The sequence below is a fragment of the Pseudohongiella sp. genome, assembly GCF_040877505.1.
Classification (GTDB): domain Bacteria; phylum Pseudomonadota; class Gammaproteobacteria; order Pseudomonadales; family Pseudohongiellaceae; genus Pseudohongiella.
Genome location: NZ_JBBDNQ010000032.1, coordinates 175,646 through 190,952 on the forward strand (window position 1 = coordinate 175,646; position 15,307 = coordinate 190,952).

The following is a 15,307-nucleotide window of genomic DNA, read 5'->3' on the forward strand; positions in this document are numbered from 1 at the left end:
CGTCGAAACGGGGATGCGGCTGAATATAAATGCTTCAGAAGCCGCTGTCTACAAAAATTTGTATTATTTTTCACCCTGGCGCTGTCAGCAAAAAGCCGGAACAAGGTCAGGGTGAAGGTACAGGTCGGCGATCAGATCACGCTGTCTATGAATGCCGCCAACTGAGACTTTGACAGGGCGCCGACTTTGGTGGCCTCAATCTGTCCGTTCTTGAAAATTATCAAGGTAGGGATGCCGCGCACGCCATAACGGGGCGCCGTGTCTGCATTGGAATCGATATTCAGCTTGCATATCTTCAGACGACCGGAATATTCATCCGACAGCTCATCCAGTACCGGTGCGATCATTTTGCAGGGACCACACCACTCGGCCCAGAAATCGACCATGACAGGGCCGTCGGCTTTCAATACATCTTGTTCGAAACTGGCGTCGGTAATGTGAACGATTTTGTCGCTCATAAGGACATTCCTTCATTGTTGAGTCAGGGTAAGCGTCAGGCATCAGGCAAGAAGAGGCTTGAGTGGCTCAATGACGGGCTGAGTTGATAGTCACTATCATAAGGCCAAAAAATATGGTTTCAAGTGCTTTGCAACAGTCGCGCTGCCTTTTTCGCGAAATAAGTCAGAATCGCATCGGCGCCGGCACGCTTGATACAGGTCAACGACTCGATTGCCACTGCATCCTCATCCAGCCAGCCATTGCGCGCTGCCGCCATGTGCATGGCATATTCGCCGCTGACCTGGTAAACCATGGTTGGCGCACCGAACTCATCCTTGACCCGGCGTACGATGTCCAGGTACGGCATGCCCGGTTTGACCATCACCATATCGGCACCTTCGGCCAGATCCATGCCCACCTCGTGCAGGGCTTCATCGCTGTTGGCAATGTCCATCTGGTAGGTGTGCTTGTTGCCTTTGCCCAGGTTGCCGCTGGAGCCAACAGCGTCGCGGAACGGCCCGTAATAACTGGAGGCATACTTGGCTGAGTACGCCAGAATGCGGGTGTAGATATAACTGTCCTCTTCCAGAGCGTGCCGGATGGCACCGATACGGCCATCCATCATGTCAGACGGGGCCACAATATCGGCGCCGGCTGCGGCATGTGACAAGGCCTGTTTGACCAGGGCAGTGACAGTTTCTTCGTTGAGCACATAACCGGCCTCATCGATGATCCCGTCCTGGCCATGGGTCGTATAAGGGTCCAGGGCAACATCGGTGATGATGCCCAGATCCGGGAATCCGGCCTTCAGCGCCTTGACTGCGCGCTGTACAAGACCGTCCGGGTTCCAGGCCTCGCGGCCATCCAGGGTTTTGGTGTCCTGGTTCGGCGACGGGAACAGCGCGATTGCGGGAATGCCCAATTGGCATAGCTCGGCGGCCTCTTTCAACAGCTCATCAATGCTGAGCCGGAAAATGTCCGGCATGGACGGGATTTCCTGGCGCTGCTGGCTGCCTTCCACAATGAAGATCGGAAAAATCAGGTCATCGCTAGTCAGTCGTGTTTCACGCATCAAACGACGGCTGAACTCGTCCCGGCGCATGCGGCGCAAACGGGTCAGAGGAAATTGGCGCTTGTCGCTGCTTCGTGAGGTAGAATCGGTCACAAAATATTCTCATGGTCTGTTTGTTTGAGGGCCTGTTTGTTTGAAGGCCTGTTAGTCACAAAAACTATAGCACAGCGTCCTTAGGGATAGAAATCAGCACCACGCTGCGTGATCTGAGCGCAGGTGGCTACCTACAAAATATCGGGAGCGTTATGAATAAAGCCAGATTGTTTGTGCTTGCCATTCTAGTTGTTGCGGTTGTTCTTTATGTCATGCTGGATGTGGGGCAATACCTGAACCTGGCTTATGCGCAGTCGCAGCTTGATACCCTGCGCGACTTTACTCGGGCCAACTTTGCCCTCAGTACCGGTCTGTATTTCCTGGCTTATGTGGTAGTGACGGCCCTGTCTTTGCCGGGGGCGGCAATCATGACGCTACTGGGTGGTGCGATATTCGGTCTGGGCTGGGGCGTGCTGCTGGCCTCGTTTGCCAGCACCATCGGTGCCACGCTGGCCTTTCTGGCGTCCCGCCTGCTGTTGCATGACTGGGTGCAAGGCCGGTTCGGCAAATCCCTGAAGACAATCAACAAAGGCGTGGAGCGTGATGGTGCGTTTTATCTGTTCAGCCTGCGCCTGGTGCCACTGTTTCCGTTCTTCCTGATCAACCTGGTCATGGGCCTGACGCCCATTAAAACCGTCACTTTCTATTGGGTCAGCCAGGTTGGCATGCTGCTGGGCACCGCGGTTTACGTCAACGCGGGTGTCGAGCTGGGGCAGTTGAGCTCGCTGGGCGGGTTGCTCAGTGGTTCACTGATACTGTCGTTTGCGCTGCTGGCAATGCTGCCCTGGGTGGGCAAAGCCGTGGTTGCGTTGATCCGGCGCAACCGCCTGGCCAGAGCCTACAAAAAACCTGCCAAATACGATACCAATCTGGTGGTGATTGGTGCCGGTTCGGGCGGTCTGGTGGCGTCTATTGTAGCTGCGGGAGCCAAAGCGAGTGTCACGCTGATTGAAAAACACAAGATGGGTGGCGACTGCCTGAATACCGGCTGTGTCCCCAGCAAGTCACTGATTGCCAGTGCCAAGGTTGCGGAAACCATTCGCCAGGCCGAGTCGTTCGGCATCAAAGGCGCCAGTGGTCAGGTTGATTTTGCGGCCGTGATGGAACGTGTGCATGGCGTCATCAAAACCATTGAGCCGCACGACTCGGTGGAACGTTTTACATCGCTGGGCGTTGACTGTGTGCAGGGTGAGGCGTTCATTCGTTCGCCCTGGTCAGTTGAAGTTAACGGTCGTACCATCAACACACGAGCGATTATCGTGGCGACGGGCGCACGTCCGTTCATTCCTGAGGTCGCCGGGCTCGCTGATATCGACTACCTGCACTCAGACAATGTCTGGGAATTGCGTGAGTTGCCCAAGCGTTTGCTGGTGCTGGGTGGCGGCCCCATTGGTTGTGAGCTGGCACAGGCCTTTTCGCGGCTGGGATCCGACGTAACGCTGCTGGATAGAGCGGACCACCTGATGGGGCGTGAGGATGAAGATGCGTCGTCCATCGTCGAGCAGGCATTCCGGGACCGGGGTATTGAGCTGTTGCTGCAGCACGAAATGAAAATGTTCCGCTCTGATGACACCGGGGACTGTTTGACGGCGACGGCGCCTGACGGCACGTTGAAAGAAATCCACTTTGACAAAGTGCTGGTGGCGCTGGGCCGCAAACCCAATGTTGAAGGCTTTGGTCTGGAAGAGCTGAAGGTGCCGCTGACCGGGAGCGGTGCCATTCAGGTCGACAGCGCCATGCGTACGGCTTACCCCAGCATACTGGCCTGCGGTGATGTCGCCGGTCCTTACCAGTTTACTCACATGGCTTCGTTCCAGGCCTGGTATGCCACGCTTAATGCCCTGGCAGGCATGATAAAAACATTCCGTGCGAACTACCGGGTGGTGCCGCATGCGACCTTCACTGATCCGGAAGTGGCCCGGGTCGGCTTAAATGAAAAAGAGGCGCGCGAACAGGATATTGACTATGAGCTGACACGTTACGATCTGGACCATCTGGACCGGGCGCTGGCTGATGGCAACGCCCATGGTTTTGTCAAAGTGCTGACCGCGCCGGGCTCGGATCGGATTCTGGGCGCAAGTATTGTGGGGCCGCACGCCGGTGAGCTGATAGGCAGCTTTGTATTTGCCATGACCCACAACATGGGTCTGAAAAAGATTGCTGGCACCACGCACATCTATCCGACCCTGCTGGAGGCCAATCGATTTACCGCCAATGCCTGGCGCAGTGCACGGGTGCCGGCGAAGCTGTTGCCCTGGGCCGAGCGCTTTTTCAAATCCAGGTTGTGACGGGGCTCAGCGCTGGATCACAAAGGATGTGAAGTAGAGGTTGATGATCTGGCTCGAGGCGCCCGGACCTTCGAGCAGGTCAAGTGACTGCTTTATTTCGCTGATCGCGTCGGCTCTCAATTGTTCCTTGCCCCGTATCGATGTCAGATCCTCTTCCAGCTGCTTTGAAAGCAGCGTGACCAGGCGATTGCGGATGTAGGGCAGATGGCGCTCCAGCACCGGCGCGGAGCCGGGCTGGATGCGCACGGAGACATCGGTCTTCAGGTACTTCAGACGACCGGCGCCATCATAGTTGGTGATGAAGCTGGGGCCCAGGTTGTAATAGATAAGATTAGCCATGCCACTGCCCGCTTCGCCATCTTCCGGAGCGGGTGCGGCGGCAGCCCAGACCGGCGGTGTCAATCCCACCGGTGTCAAGCACAGTGCAGTTGCCAGGCCGGTTGCGGCGAACCAGAGCTTGTTTTTAGCGTTGAATATACGAGTCAATGTGTTATCCAGTCCAGATTACTGCAGTCGGGGAGTCTGAGTTACAGATCCTTTAAATCATTATCGGCTGATGATGGCGCCACTAAAGCCATCTTTGGTAGCATGGGCGGCCATCTGCCGGGGGGCCTTCCTCGCTGCTCTGCAGATACCCATGTCCTGATGCAGGATACCACGCGCGAGAATCGAGTTGCATGCCTGAGTTTATAACGCACCAAATGCCGGATCAGATCATTTCCTGGCTTGAAACTTACGAATGGGTGTCGATCGCCATTGCTGTGCTCATTTTGCTGGCCGCTGCCTGGCTGTGCAATCTGGTCACCAAACGTGTGCTGGTGCGTGGCGTATTCTCCCTGTTGGAGGGACCACCGCAAACAGATGAGAACGGCAAGCGGCTGAAACGCGACAAACGCGTCTATTATCGGTTCGGGTTTATCCGCCGGCTGGCAAACGTTATTCCGGCGCTGGTAATTACCTTTGGTGTGCGCCTGATCCCCGATATGCCTGAAGCGGTGGTGGCGGTCGTGATCAATGTTGTCAACGCCTTTATTGTGCTGACCATAGCGCTGGCGCTGGGTTCGATCATGGATCTGATCAACGATCAGTACCAGCGCCGCCCTGACGCCAAGGACAGACCGATCAAGGGCTACCTGCAAGTCATCAAGATTGTTTTGTATGCCATTGCTGTCCTGCTGATGATTGCAACTCTGCTGGATCGCTCGCCTGTTATCCTGTTATCTGGTGTCGGTGCACTGGCCGCCGTGCTGCTGTTGGTCTTCCAGGACACGCTGTTGTCACTTGTCGCCAGCGTGCAGATAACCACCAACGATATGGTTCGGGTGGGTGACTGGATCGAAATGCCCGAGCTCAATGCAGACGGTGATGTCATTGATATCGCTTTGCATATCGTCAAGGTGCAGAACTGGGACAAAACCATCACCACCATTCCCACCCGGCGATTTATCAGCGGTTCTTTCAAGAACTGGCGCGGCATGAAAGATGTCGGTGGGCGCCGAATCAAGCGCGCAGTATACATAGACCAGAACAGCGTGCATTTTATGAGCACGGAAGAGATTGAACGACTGGGCCGTTTTTCCCTGTTACAGGACTACCTCAAGGAGAAGCGCGAGGAGCTGGATGCATGGAATACGAAACTGGAGGAGCGCGGCAAGGAACCGGTCAATACCCGCAGGATGACTAACCTGGGCACCTTCAGGGCCTATATGGTCAACTATCTGCGCGCCAGTGATCGGGTGCGGCAGGACCTGACCATGATTGTGCGTCACCTGGGGCCGGGGCCGGAAGGTTTGCCTATAGAGATCTATTGTTTCACCAACACCGTCGAGTGGGTGGACTATGAAGGTATCCAGTCTGATATTTTTGATCATTTGCTGGCGATTTTGCCGGAATTCGGTTTGCAGGTATTCCAGCAACCCAGCGGCGTTGACATGCGCGCGATTGCCTTTGGTGGTTCACTGTCCGAGAATACGGACGATGACGATGGTCGCAGCCTGAAAGACACACCTGAAGGCGAACCGGGCACAGAGCAAGAGCCAGAGCCAGAACAAGAGCCAGGCAGCGAGACTGAGCCGGATATAAAAGAATCAACAACCAAACAGGATAAAACCACATGATTGCCCGACTACTGGCGTTGATGCCGAACTCACGATTACTGAATCTGCTGATTTTTGTGGCAACTGCCCTGATTATTGGTGCCGCGCTGTACATGGAGCATGTGATGCTGCTGCAGCCCTGTGGGCTGTGCATCACCCAGCGCGTGTTTGTAGTGGCGGCGGGTCTGGTCTGCCTGGCGGCCGCTATCCATAACCCGGGCGATTCCGGCCGACGTAATTACGGGATGCTGGCCGCAGCGATGTGTGTGGCGGGTGCCTACTTTGCCATTCGTCAGATCTGGCTGACCTACCTGCCGGAAGATCAGGTGCCGGCCTGTGGTCCGGGTTTCAGCTATATGCTGGATAACTTTCCGCTAATGGATACCCTGAGCTTTTTGCTGGTGGGAGATGGCAATTGTGCCGAGGTGAGCTGGCGCTTTCTGGGTATCTTCTCCATTCCCGAACTGGCGTTGATGGGATTTGTCGCGCTGTTCAGCCTGAGTCTGTTTCAGGCTTTCCGGCGCTAGATCTGAATCACAGCCTGTAGTCGTTCCATTGGCGCAGGAAGCTTTCGAAATCGAGTTCGTCGTTGGCTTCCACATGGGCCTGTGCAGCCAGTGAGTGCGCGCTGGCGGCGGTGAAGTGGTCAAGCCGTGATGGCAGCAGGGTACTTTCCATGAAGGAGCGCTGTACTGTCTCCGAGTGCTGCATGCCGAACTTGCAGAAGGGCTGACTGTTGTCGCGCAGGGCCTGCAGGACTTTTGCCGACGGCGTTTGTGACGGGTCGTCCACTTTGATTTGTTGCGCTGCCAGCGCTTGTGAATAAGCCTCCGTCTGGTGCGCATGGTCGAGCAGGCCGGCACTGAAACCAATATCCTGCAGCAATTCGTCAGCCCATTGTTTCAATGTGACCGGTTCGCCGTTGCGGCGCAACTCAAGCCCGTGTTCGCGTCCCCGGTTGACCGTCAGCGCCAGGTTCTTTTCAATTTCCTGGTTTTCAGCTTCTACGCATTCGGGGCTGTCAGCCAGCAGACAGTAAACCAGGAAGGCATCCAGGAAACGAATTTGCTCTGCATCAATGCCCAGAGGCAGAAAAGGGTTCAGATCCAGCGCCCGCACTTCAATGTACTGGATACCGCTCTCTTTCAGTAACTGCAGCGGACGTTTGCCATCACCGACACGTTTGGGCCTTATGGTGGCGTAGAATTCATTCTCCAGTTGCAGCAGATTGGTGTTGATCTGCAGATGATGGTCGTCACGTTTGAGTCCGATGCGCTCATACGGCGGGTAGGCTGTCGACAGCGCTGAATACAGGCTATCGATGTAGTTATTCAGGTCGTTGTAACAGACATAGATTGAGCGCTGGGCATCACTCTTGTATCCCAGGTCGCCCATGCGCAGACAGGTTGCATCGGGTTTGTAGAGTGTTGCGGCATCCAGGGCCTGCAGATCATGGTTGCGGTCATCGGTGAAACAGCGACACACGGCCGGTGAGGCACCAAACAGATACACCAGCAACCACGAATAGCGATGGAAATTCCGGATCAAATGCAGGTATTTTCGGGTCTGGAAGGCCTGCCTGGACTCAGTGGAGCCGGATACCGAACGATAATCCTCCCAGAACGCGTCCGGCATGGAAAAATTGTAGTGTATGCCGGCGATGGTCTGCATCAGGCGGCCGTAACGGTGCCCCAGGCCTTCACGGTACAGCGTTTTAAGCCGGCCCATATTGGAGCTGCCGTATTGTGCCAGCGGAATCTGCGCTTCGCTTTCCAGCAGGCAGGGCATGCTCGACACCCACAGGCGCTCACCTTCGGGCAGGTTGTGATACACAAATTTGTGCAGATCTGCCAGGAAGTCCAGGGTTTCGTCAATGGAATTTGATACTGGCGTGATCAGCTCTACCAGTGATTCAGAGTAATCTGTCGTGATGTAGGGATGTGTCAGTGCCGAACCCATGGCGATCGGGTGTGGCGTTTGCGCAAGCCGGCCTTCGGGCGTGACGCGCAGGCTTTCTTTTTCAATGCCTCGTTGAATTTTTGCCCAGGCCGGTTTGAATTCCGGCAACTGGAACCGCTCAAGTGATGCTTTGAATGATCTGGACAAAATGTCAGCCTCTGGTGAACTGCTGCCTGCGAAGGCGGTTACGGAGACAGCAGTGTTGCTGTCTCCGATTTCTGGGGGCACCGCTGTCGTTTTACAAGGCTTGCGGGCCGGCAGCGATAATGTCATCCGACACTACAAAACGCTTGAAGTTGTTATTGAATTGACTGATCAGGTCCGCCGCTTTGGCGTCATATTTTGCCGGGTCCGCCCAGGTATTGCGCGGGTTCAGCAAGCCGGTGTCTACGCCTGCTACCTGTGTCGGAATAGTCAGATTGATGCCTGCCAGATGTTCGGTGTCGGCATTACGCAGCGCGCCGCTCTGAATGGCATGCAGCACGGCACGGGTAACCGGGATGCTGAAGCGCTTGCCGGTTCCGTGCGGGCCACCGGTCCAACCGGTGTTGACCAGGTAGACCTGGCTGTCGAATTCGGCAATGCGTTTGATCAGCAGGTCGGCATAAACGCCAGCCGGGCGCGGGAAGAACGGCGCGCCAAAACAGGTGGAGAAAGTGGACTTGATGCCGTCGCCGGCGCCTACCTCGGTGGAGCCGACCAGTGCGGTATAACCACTGAGGAAGTGATAGGCGGCCGCTTCCGGTGACAGGATGGACACCGGTGGCAACACACCCGTCAGATCGCAGGTCAGGAAGACGATGGCTTTGGGTTCGCCGGCACGATTGGCGTCAACCCGGTTTTTGATATGTGTCAGCGGGTAGCAGGCGCGACTGTTTTCGGTCAACGTGGTATCACTGTAATCGGCAACGCGGGATTTCTCATCGATGGTGACATTTTCGATAACCGAGCCGAACTTGATCGCGTCCCATATGACCGGTTCGTTTTTCTGGCTCAAATCAATGCACTTGGCGTAACAGCCGCCTTCCAGATTAAAAACCGTGCCCTTGCCCCAGCCATGTTCGTCATCACCGATCAGGTAGCGCTCTTCATCGGCTGACAAGGTGGTTTTGCCCGTACCGGACAGGCCAAAGAACAGGCATACATCACCGGCTTCGCCGACATTGGCGGAGCAGTGCATGGACAATACATCCTGGGCCGGCAACAGGAAGTTCTGCACTGAGAACATGGATTTTTTCATCTCGCCGGCGTAACGCATGCCCGCCAGCAGCACTTTACGCTGGGCGAAATTGATTATAACCGCCCCGTCGGAATGCGTGCCGTCGCGGTCCGGTTCACAGACAAATTCGGGTGCGCTGAGGATCTGCCAGACGTCTTTGTTGCCGGGGTTATAGTCGTTAGCCGCCTTGATGAACAGCGTGCTGCCAAACAGGCAGTGCCAGGCGTACTGGGCAGTGACCTTGACGGGCAGGTAGTGCGCGGGGTCGGCGCCAACATGGAGGTCTGCGGTGAACAGGTCCTTGTCGGCCAGATATTCGGAAACACGCTGCCAGAGAGCATCAAACTTTTCCGGCGCCAGAGGCTGATTGACCGCCCCCCAATCTATCATGTCAGTGGTGTCGGGCTCCTGCACGATAAACCTGTCTTTGGGGCTGCGCCCGGTTCGGTGACCGGTTTCCACGACCAGTGCACCGTTGTCGGCAAGCTTGCCTTCGTGGCGCTGCAGAGCGATCTCTACAAGTTGGCTGGGAGTCAGATTCTGATAGATGGTGCGGTTGTTATCCTGGCGAGTTTCCTGAATTATTTTTCTCATGCCTGTCGTCACCTTGTCTGTTTGTGCGGGCATTATGTCAAATAATGCAGGGGCTGAATACCAGATAACCTGGCCTGACGTCCGTGCTGTGTCTATTCAAACCGGCCTTTCATCGCCTGCCGTAGCCGACGATCTTTTTTGTTCGGCTTGTCATGGGCATATTGGCCCGCGGCCTGCAGCTTGCGCTGTTCCGCCAGCGCCAGTCTTTGCTTGATGCTGGCTTCCGTTTCGCTGTAAAGATGCTGCGCTTCAGACGCACCGCGACGCTGCTCTGACAATCCGGTGACGGTCAGTGTTTTTTCATCCCAGCCCTGGCGAACAGTCATTTCGATACCCAGGGTGATTTCCTTGCTGGCCTTGGCTTTGGTCCCGTCAATTTGCACCTTGCCGCCTTCGATGGCGGCTTTCGCCAGCGCGCGCGTTTTAAACAGGCGGGCAGCCCATAACCATTTGTCCAGGCGGACCCTGGCCGGCGCTGCACTGGTCTGATTATCAGTGACCATGGTTGTGTGTACCGCGGGTCGTTGTCAGAGGCGGTGGCATGATCTGCGCGAAGTCCTGCAGGCAGATAAATTCATCATGTTGCACGGGCGGGCGCTGGCTATCGGGCAGCTCTATGCCGAACAGGTGTCGGATACCTTCGGACTGCGCACGTCGCAGGACATTAAAATTGTCGTCAAACAGCACCGTGCGCTCAGGATCATAATGCTCCAGCTGGCGCAGCGCGGTCCAGAAGCCCTGGTTTTCTTTGGCCAGGCCCAGTTCGTGCGAGCTTATCGTGCGCTGAAAGTGAATTTGCAGGCCAGTGTGTTGCATTTTCAGGTTCAGGCTGCCGGGGTGAGCGTTGGTGACCAGCAACACGTTTTTCCTGTGTTCCTGCAGTCGGGTCAGCAGCGCAGTCACGTTGGGACGCAACGCGATTTTGTCGCGAGTATCGTCCTTCATGGCCTGAATATCGAGTTGCAGTTTTTCCGACCAGAAATCAATGCAGTACCAGTCCAGCGTACCGTGCATGGCGCGATACTGGTGCTGCAATTGTTCCCAGGCGGCTTCCGCATCAAGTCCGACACGCTGACCATAGGTGGCAGGCACCAGCGTTTCCCAGAAATAATTGTCGAAGTGCAGGTCCAGCAGGGTGCCGTCCATGTCAAACATGACGGTATCGATGTCGGCCCAGTTCAGCATCTTGCCCGACTCAACATGACGCCCATGCCTTGGTGTAGAATCCAGTAAGGTTTTTTCATGGGGTGTATTATGCAGCCAGGTATGCGACTGGACAAGGATCTACTGCACAGCGTCATTCATGTTGCGGAGCAGGCCGGCGCAGAAATTATGACTGTGTACCGGCGCAGCACGGGGTTTGAGGTCGCCAGCAAAGCCGATGACTCACCTCTGACCGAGGCTGACACGCGGGCACACCAGCACATCGAACGCTCACTGCTGGCCCTGGTTCCCGGTATTCCCGTGTTGTCGGAAGAGTCTGCACTGCAGCCATTTGCAGTGCGGCAGCAGTGGGCCCGGTATTGGTTGATTGACCCACTGGATGGCACCAGGGAATTTGTCAGCCGCAATGGGGAGTTTACCGTAAACATTGCGCTGATCGAGCAGGGGCGACCAGTGCTGGGGGTGGTGCACGTGCCGGTTACCGGTGTGACCTACAGTGCCCTGACGCAAGGCGGTGATGCGGGCGCCTGGCGACAATCCGAACCGATATCGGTACGGCAATTGCCCGCGTATGATGCCTGGGCAGATGTGACATTAAACGTGGTGGCGAGCCGGCGCCATGGTGGCGAACAGTTGGCCCGGGTGCTGGCCATGCTGCAACGGCAAGCGGGCAGCGTTGAACTGGTCAATATGGGCAGCTCGCTGAAGATCTGTTTATTGGCAGAAGGCAAAGCTGATCTGTATCCGCGCTTTGCACCGACCTCGGAATGGGATATTGCCGCCGCTCATGCGGTATTGCTGGCCGCAGGCGGGGATATTGTCGACCTGGCGTTTGACTCTATGGTGTATAACAGGAAAGAGAGTATCCTGAATCCATCATTTATCGCTTTTGGTTGTTGCCGCGAGATTTGGGCAGATATTCTGGGGTGATATCAAGCGCCAATATTCTGGTCGTGATTTCACGGGCCACTGGATATCAATTTCATGCTGAAACCTGTTGAATACAAAAAGGCCAGTCAGTCGTCACGTATGGTGCTGCTGGTACTTTGTGTTGTGCTGCTGGTGCCGGGTTTTCTGCCGTTGCCGGGCTTTGGCAGTCTCAGCGACTATCTGCCGCTGCATACGCTGCTGGAAACCATTGCCATTGTGGTGGCAGCCATGGTGTTTACCGTGGGCTGGCATACCCACCAGGGCCAGGCAGATTTCCGCACGGTTTTTGTCTCCTGCCTGTTTCTTGGTGTCGCTGTGCTGGACTTCAGCCACGTGCTGTCGTATCAGGGTATGCCGGACTTTGTCACGCCCAGCGGACCGGACAAGACCATAGACTTCTGGCTGGCGGCGCGAAGTTTCGCAGCGGTTGCCCTGATTGCTGCCGCACTGTTGCCGACCTCCCGGGCACCGACCGAATTCCGGCTCAGTTTACTTGCCGCCGTCGGGTTGGCGTTGATCGCGCTGCACACATTATTTCTGTTTTTTCCGCAATGGGTGCCGGATAATTTTAATGAGGACACCGGGCTCACCACTTTCAAGGTTAGTTTTGAATACGTTCTGGTCCTGCTTTATGGAGCTGCGGCATTCCAGTTGTGGCGGCGTAGTGTTGGCTCGCAGCGCGTGGACACCCTTTACCTTGCCGTAGCTGCCGCCATTATGGCGCTGAGTGAACTGCTGTTCACGTACTATATGACGCTGTTCGACGTCTACAACGTCAGCGGTCATCTCTACAAGGTGCTGGCGTATATCTATCTGTATCGGGCGCTGGTGGTCAGCGGAATCGTGACTCCGTACCAAAGTCTGGCGAGAGTAAATTCGCGTTTGCGAGGCACACTGGACTCGATACCTGATCTGGTTTTTGAAATAGGGTCGGATGGCACTATTTATGATTTTCACTCAGGTGCTGCTGAGACCGAGTTGTTAGCGCCGCCCAGCGTGTTTGTAGGCAGAAGGATGCAGGAGTTCATTCCGGAACATGCTTATTTTGTTTGCCAGCAGGCCTGTGCTGATATTGATGAGCGCGGCAGAACTTCCGGACGCAGTTACTGGCTGGATCGGGAAGACGGCCTGCACTGGTATGAGATTGCTGGTGCCAGTATCAAGTCAGATGCTTCACAGTATCTGCTATTGGTTCGTGACGTTACTGAGCAACGTAAAATGGATGCCGAGTTGCGTATCGCCTCTGCCGCATTTTTGTCCCAGGAAGGAATTATGGTCACCGATGCGACGTTAAGCATCCAGCGGGTAAATTCGGCTTTTGAGCGAAGCACGGGCTACAGCCAGGAGGAAGTCAAGGGCAAAACACCCCACTTTTTGCAGTCGGGCCGACATGATCGCGAATTTTACCGGACTATGTGGCATGACATCGAAACCACTGGCAGCTGGCACGGTGAGATCTGGAACCGGCGCAGGAACGGTGAGGTGTACCCTCAGTCTGTCACCATCACCGCAGTGCGCAATCTTGCTGGTGAGGTGACCAACTATGTCGCTGACTACATCGATACCAGCGCTATCAAAAAAGCGGAAGAAGAAATCAGCAGGCTGTCCAGTTTTGATCCGCTCACCGGTCTGATAAACCGGCGCCGGCTGATTCAGGTGCTGGCGCAGGAGGTGATCGGCAGTGTTGCATTGAAGCGATTCGGCGCGTTGTTGATGATCGATCTTGACCAATTCAAGACCATCAATGACACGCTGGGCCATCATGCCGGTGATGAGTTGCTGGTCAGCGTCGCCGAGCGATTGCAGGCTCTGGTGCGAACGGCAGATATAGTGGCGCGATACGGCGGTGATGAGTTCATCGTGGTGCTGCCGCTATTGGGTGAGAATAGCGGGCGCGCAGCCACCATGGTGCAGCGAATGGCGCAATCCATCCTGACCGATCTTGAGGCCACTTATCGAATACACGATGCGGACTACTATTCCAGCTGCAGTATTGGGGTAACGTTATTTGGTGAGGGGGCGGCTGATACTGTGGAACTGATCAAACAGGCAGATATTGCCATGTTTCAGGCCAAGGCAGCCGGTGGCAATGCCATCCGCTTTTTTGATCCGGCCTGGCAGGCAGAAGTCAGTGACCGGGCAGTGTTATTGAGCGAGCTGCGCGAAGCGATTAAGGGCCATCAGTTTGAATTGTACTATCAGCCGCAGCTTGACGTTGACGGAGTCCTGGTCGGCGCTGAGGCGCTGGTACGCTGGAATCATCCGGTCCGCGGTGTTGTGTCGCCAGGCGAGTTTATCCCGCTGGCGGAACAGAACGGACTGATCCTGGCGCTGGGGCACGAGGTGCTTGAAATGGGTCTGAAGCAGCTCAAGGCCTGGCAACAGGTAGCCCATTGTGAAAATCTGAAACTGAGCATCAACCTGGTACCCGAGCAGTTTTATGAGGAAGGCTTCGCCGCGGCGCTAAAGGCTCGCATGCAGGAGTTGGGTATTGATCCTCGTTTGCTGATGCTGGAGTTTACAGAGTCAACGCTGATGGACAATCTGGAGCTTGCCCGGCTGAATATGCAGAAGCTCAGCGATGTCGGCGTGCATTTTGCCATTGATGATTTTGGTACCGGGTATTCGTCGCTGACTTATCTCAGCCAGCTCCCTCTGGACATGCTGAAGATAGATCAGTCCTTTGTACGCAATATTGGCATCAATGCCAAGGATGCAGCCATTGTCCGTACCATCATCGACATGGCGTATACGCTGGACATGGAGGTGTTGGCGGAAGGTGTGGAAACCGTGGACCAGCGCAGTTTTCTGCTGGGCCACGGCTGTACCCTGTATCAGGGGTACCTGTTCGGTCGACCGGTACCGATAATGCAGTTTGAAGCCCAGTGGGCAGTCAGCGCGGACAGGCCGGTCTGACTGCTGCCAGGTGCATTCTTTGCCTGGCGGCCATAATGGCCTATTCCACCGTAATGGTGATTTTCTCCGACATGACCGGCGGATTGTGCGGCACATGCATGTGATCGCCCAGCACCAGTTGCAGGGTGTGCTCACCGGGCTCCAGCGTGACAGCTGCCTGTGTCTGGCCAAGGCCAAAATGCATGACATCAGCGCCCAGTGGCTGGCCCAGGTCCGGCAGTTCGTCCTTGTTGATCAGCAGGTGATGATGCCCGGTATTGGGCATTTCTATGCCGGCGGGGGCAACGCCCATGTTCGCCAGGCCAAAAACTACCGTGAAATCAGTGCCGACGGTGTCTCCATGTTGTGGCGACACAATGTAGACCTGTGCACCTTGTGGTGCGGTGGATTGCTGGGCGGTGAGGGTGGCGGTGAGGCCCAGTGCCGCAACAAAAGCTGTTACTACTGCCAGTTTCTTTTTCATCTGTCTCATCATTATCTCCTGAGTAACCGTTTGAAGTATGGTAATGGGGACGGAGGATATTAGCAAAGCTAATAT

The 15,307-nt window shown here is 55.7% G+C and carries 13 protein-coding genes; 5 read left to right on the forward strand and 8 right to left on the reverse strand.

Annotated elements, in window-relative coordinates:
- Nucleotides 1-131: 131 nt before the first annotated feature.
- Complete coding sequence (gene trxA, locus WD071_RS11985) at nucleotides 132-458, reverse strand: thioredoxin TrxA (protein ID WP_368048619.1); 327 nt, start codon at nucleotides 456-458, stop codon at nucleotides 132-134.
- 119 nt (nucleotides 459-577) lie between these two features.
- Nucleotides 578-1,603, reverse strand: a complete 1,026-nt coding sequence (gene hemB / locus WD071_RS11990) for a porphobilinogen synthase (RefSeq protein ID WP_368048620.1) — start codon at nucleotides 1,601-1,603, stop codon at nucleotides 578-580.
- 152 nt (nucleotides 1,604-1,755) lie between these two features.
- Here hemB and WD071_RS11995 point away from each other — a divergent pair, with 152 nt between their 5' ends.
- On the forward strand, nucleotides 1,756-3,891 hold the full coding sequence (locus WD071_RS11995; RefSeq protein WP_368048621.1) for an FAD-dependent oxidoreductase: 2,136 nt from the start codon (nucleotides 1,756-1,758) through the stop codon (nucleotides 3,889-3,891).
- Between the two features lie 6 nt (nucleotides 3,892-3,897).
- On the opposite strand, the gene fliL is transcribed toward WD071_RS11995, so the two are convergent.
- Nucleotides 3,898-4,377, reverse strand: a complete 480-nt coding sequence (gene fliL, locus WD071_RS12000) for a flagellar basal body-associated protein FliL (RefSeq protein WP_368048622.1) — start codon at nucleotides 4,375-4,377, stop codon at nucleotides 3,898-3,900.
- Nucleotides 4,378-4,568: 191 nt separating this feature from the next.
- Between fliL and WD071_RS12005 the strand changes: the two genes are divergently transcribed.
- The gene (locus tag WD071_RS12005; RefSeq protein WP_368048623.1) at nucleotides 4,569-6,008 is read left to right on the forward strand and encodes a mechanosensitive ion channel family protein; all 1,440 of its coding nucleotides are present in this window, start codon (nucleotides 4,569-4,571) and stop codon (nucleotides 6,006-6,008) included.
- Nucleotides 6,005-6,514 carry a disulfide bond formation protein B gene (locus tag WD071_RS12010; protein ID WP_368048624.1) on the forward strand — a complete coding sequence of 170 codons (510 nt, stop codon included), beginning with the start codon at nucleotides 6,005-6,007 and terminating at the stop codon, nucleotides 6,512-6,514. Before WD071_RS12005 ends, WD071_RS12010 begins: the two co-directional genes overlap by 4 nt.
- 7 nt (nucleotides 6,515-6,521) lie before the next feature.
- Here the strand turns inward: WD071_RS12010 and gshA are convergent, their stop codons facing one another.
- The 4 genes from gshA to yrfG all read right to left on the reverse strand — a co-directional run bounded on the left by gshA (nucleotide 6,522) and on the right by yrfG (nucleotide 10,944).
- Entirely contained in the window at nucleotides 6,522-8,093 is a 1,572-nt protein-coding gene (gene gshA, locus WD071_RS12015) for a glutamate--cysteine ligase (protein WP_368048625.1), read from the reverse strand.
- Between the two features lie 91 nt (nucleotides 8,094-8,184).
- Nucleotides 8,185-9,759, reverse strand: coding sequence for a phosphoenolpyruvate carboxykinase (locus WD071_RS12020; protein ID WP_368048626.1), 1,575 nt, complete (start codon nucleotides 9,757-9,759; stop codon nucleotides 8,185-8,187).
- Nucleotides 9,760-9,851: 92 nt separating this feature from the next.
- The gene (locus tag WD071_RS12025; RefSeq protein ID WP_368048627.1) at nucleotides 9,852-10,262 is read right to left on the reverse strand and encodes an RNA-binding S4 domain-containing protein; all 411 of its coding nucleotides are present in this window, start codon (nucleotides 10,260-10,262) and stop codon (nucleotides 9,852-9,854) included.
- The gene (yrfG, locus tag WD071_RS12030; RefSeq protein WP_368048628.1) at nucleotides 10,252-10,944 is read right to left on the reverse strand and encodes a GMP/IMP nucleotidase; all 693 of its coding nucleotides are present in this window, start codon (nucleotides 10,942-10,944) and stop codon (nucleotides 10,252-10,254) included. Before yrfG ends, WD071_RS12025 begins: the two co-directional genes overlap by 11 nt.
- Before the next feature lie 57 nt (nucleotides 10,945-11,001).
- Between yrfG and cysQ the strand changes: the two genes are divergently transcribed.
- Nucleotides 11,002-11,853, forward strand: a complete 852-nt coding sequence (gene cysQ / locus WD071_RS12035; protein WP_368048629.1) for a 3'(2'),5'-bisphosphate nucleotidase CysQ — start codon at nucleotides 11,002-11,004, stop codon at nucleotides 11,851-11,853.
- Between the two features lie 54 nt (nucleotides 11,854-11,907).
- Nucleotides 11,908-14,769, forward strand: coding sequence for an EAL domain-containing protein (locus tag WD071_RS12040; protein ID WP_368048630.1), 2,862 nt, complete (start codon nucleotides 11,908-11,910; stop codon nucleotides 14,767-14,769).
- Between the two features lie 40 nt (nucleotides 14,770-14,809).
- On the opposite strand, the gene WD071_RS12045 is transcribed toward WD071_RS12040, so the two are convergent.
- Entirely contained in the window at nucleotides 14,810-15,232 is a 423-nt protein-coding gene (locus WD071_RS12045; protein WP_368048666.1) for a DUF4399 domain-containing protein, read from the reverse strand.
- Between the last annotated feature and the right edge of the window lie 75 nt (nucleotides 15,233-15,307).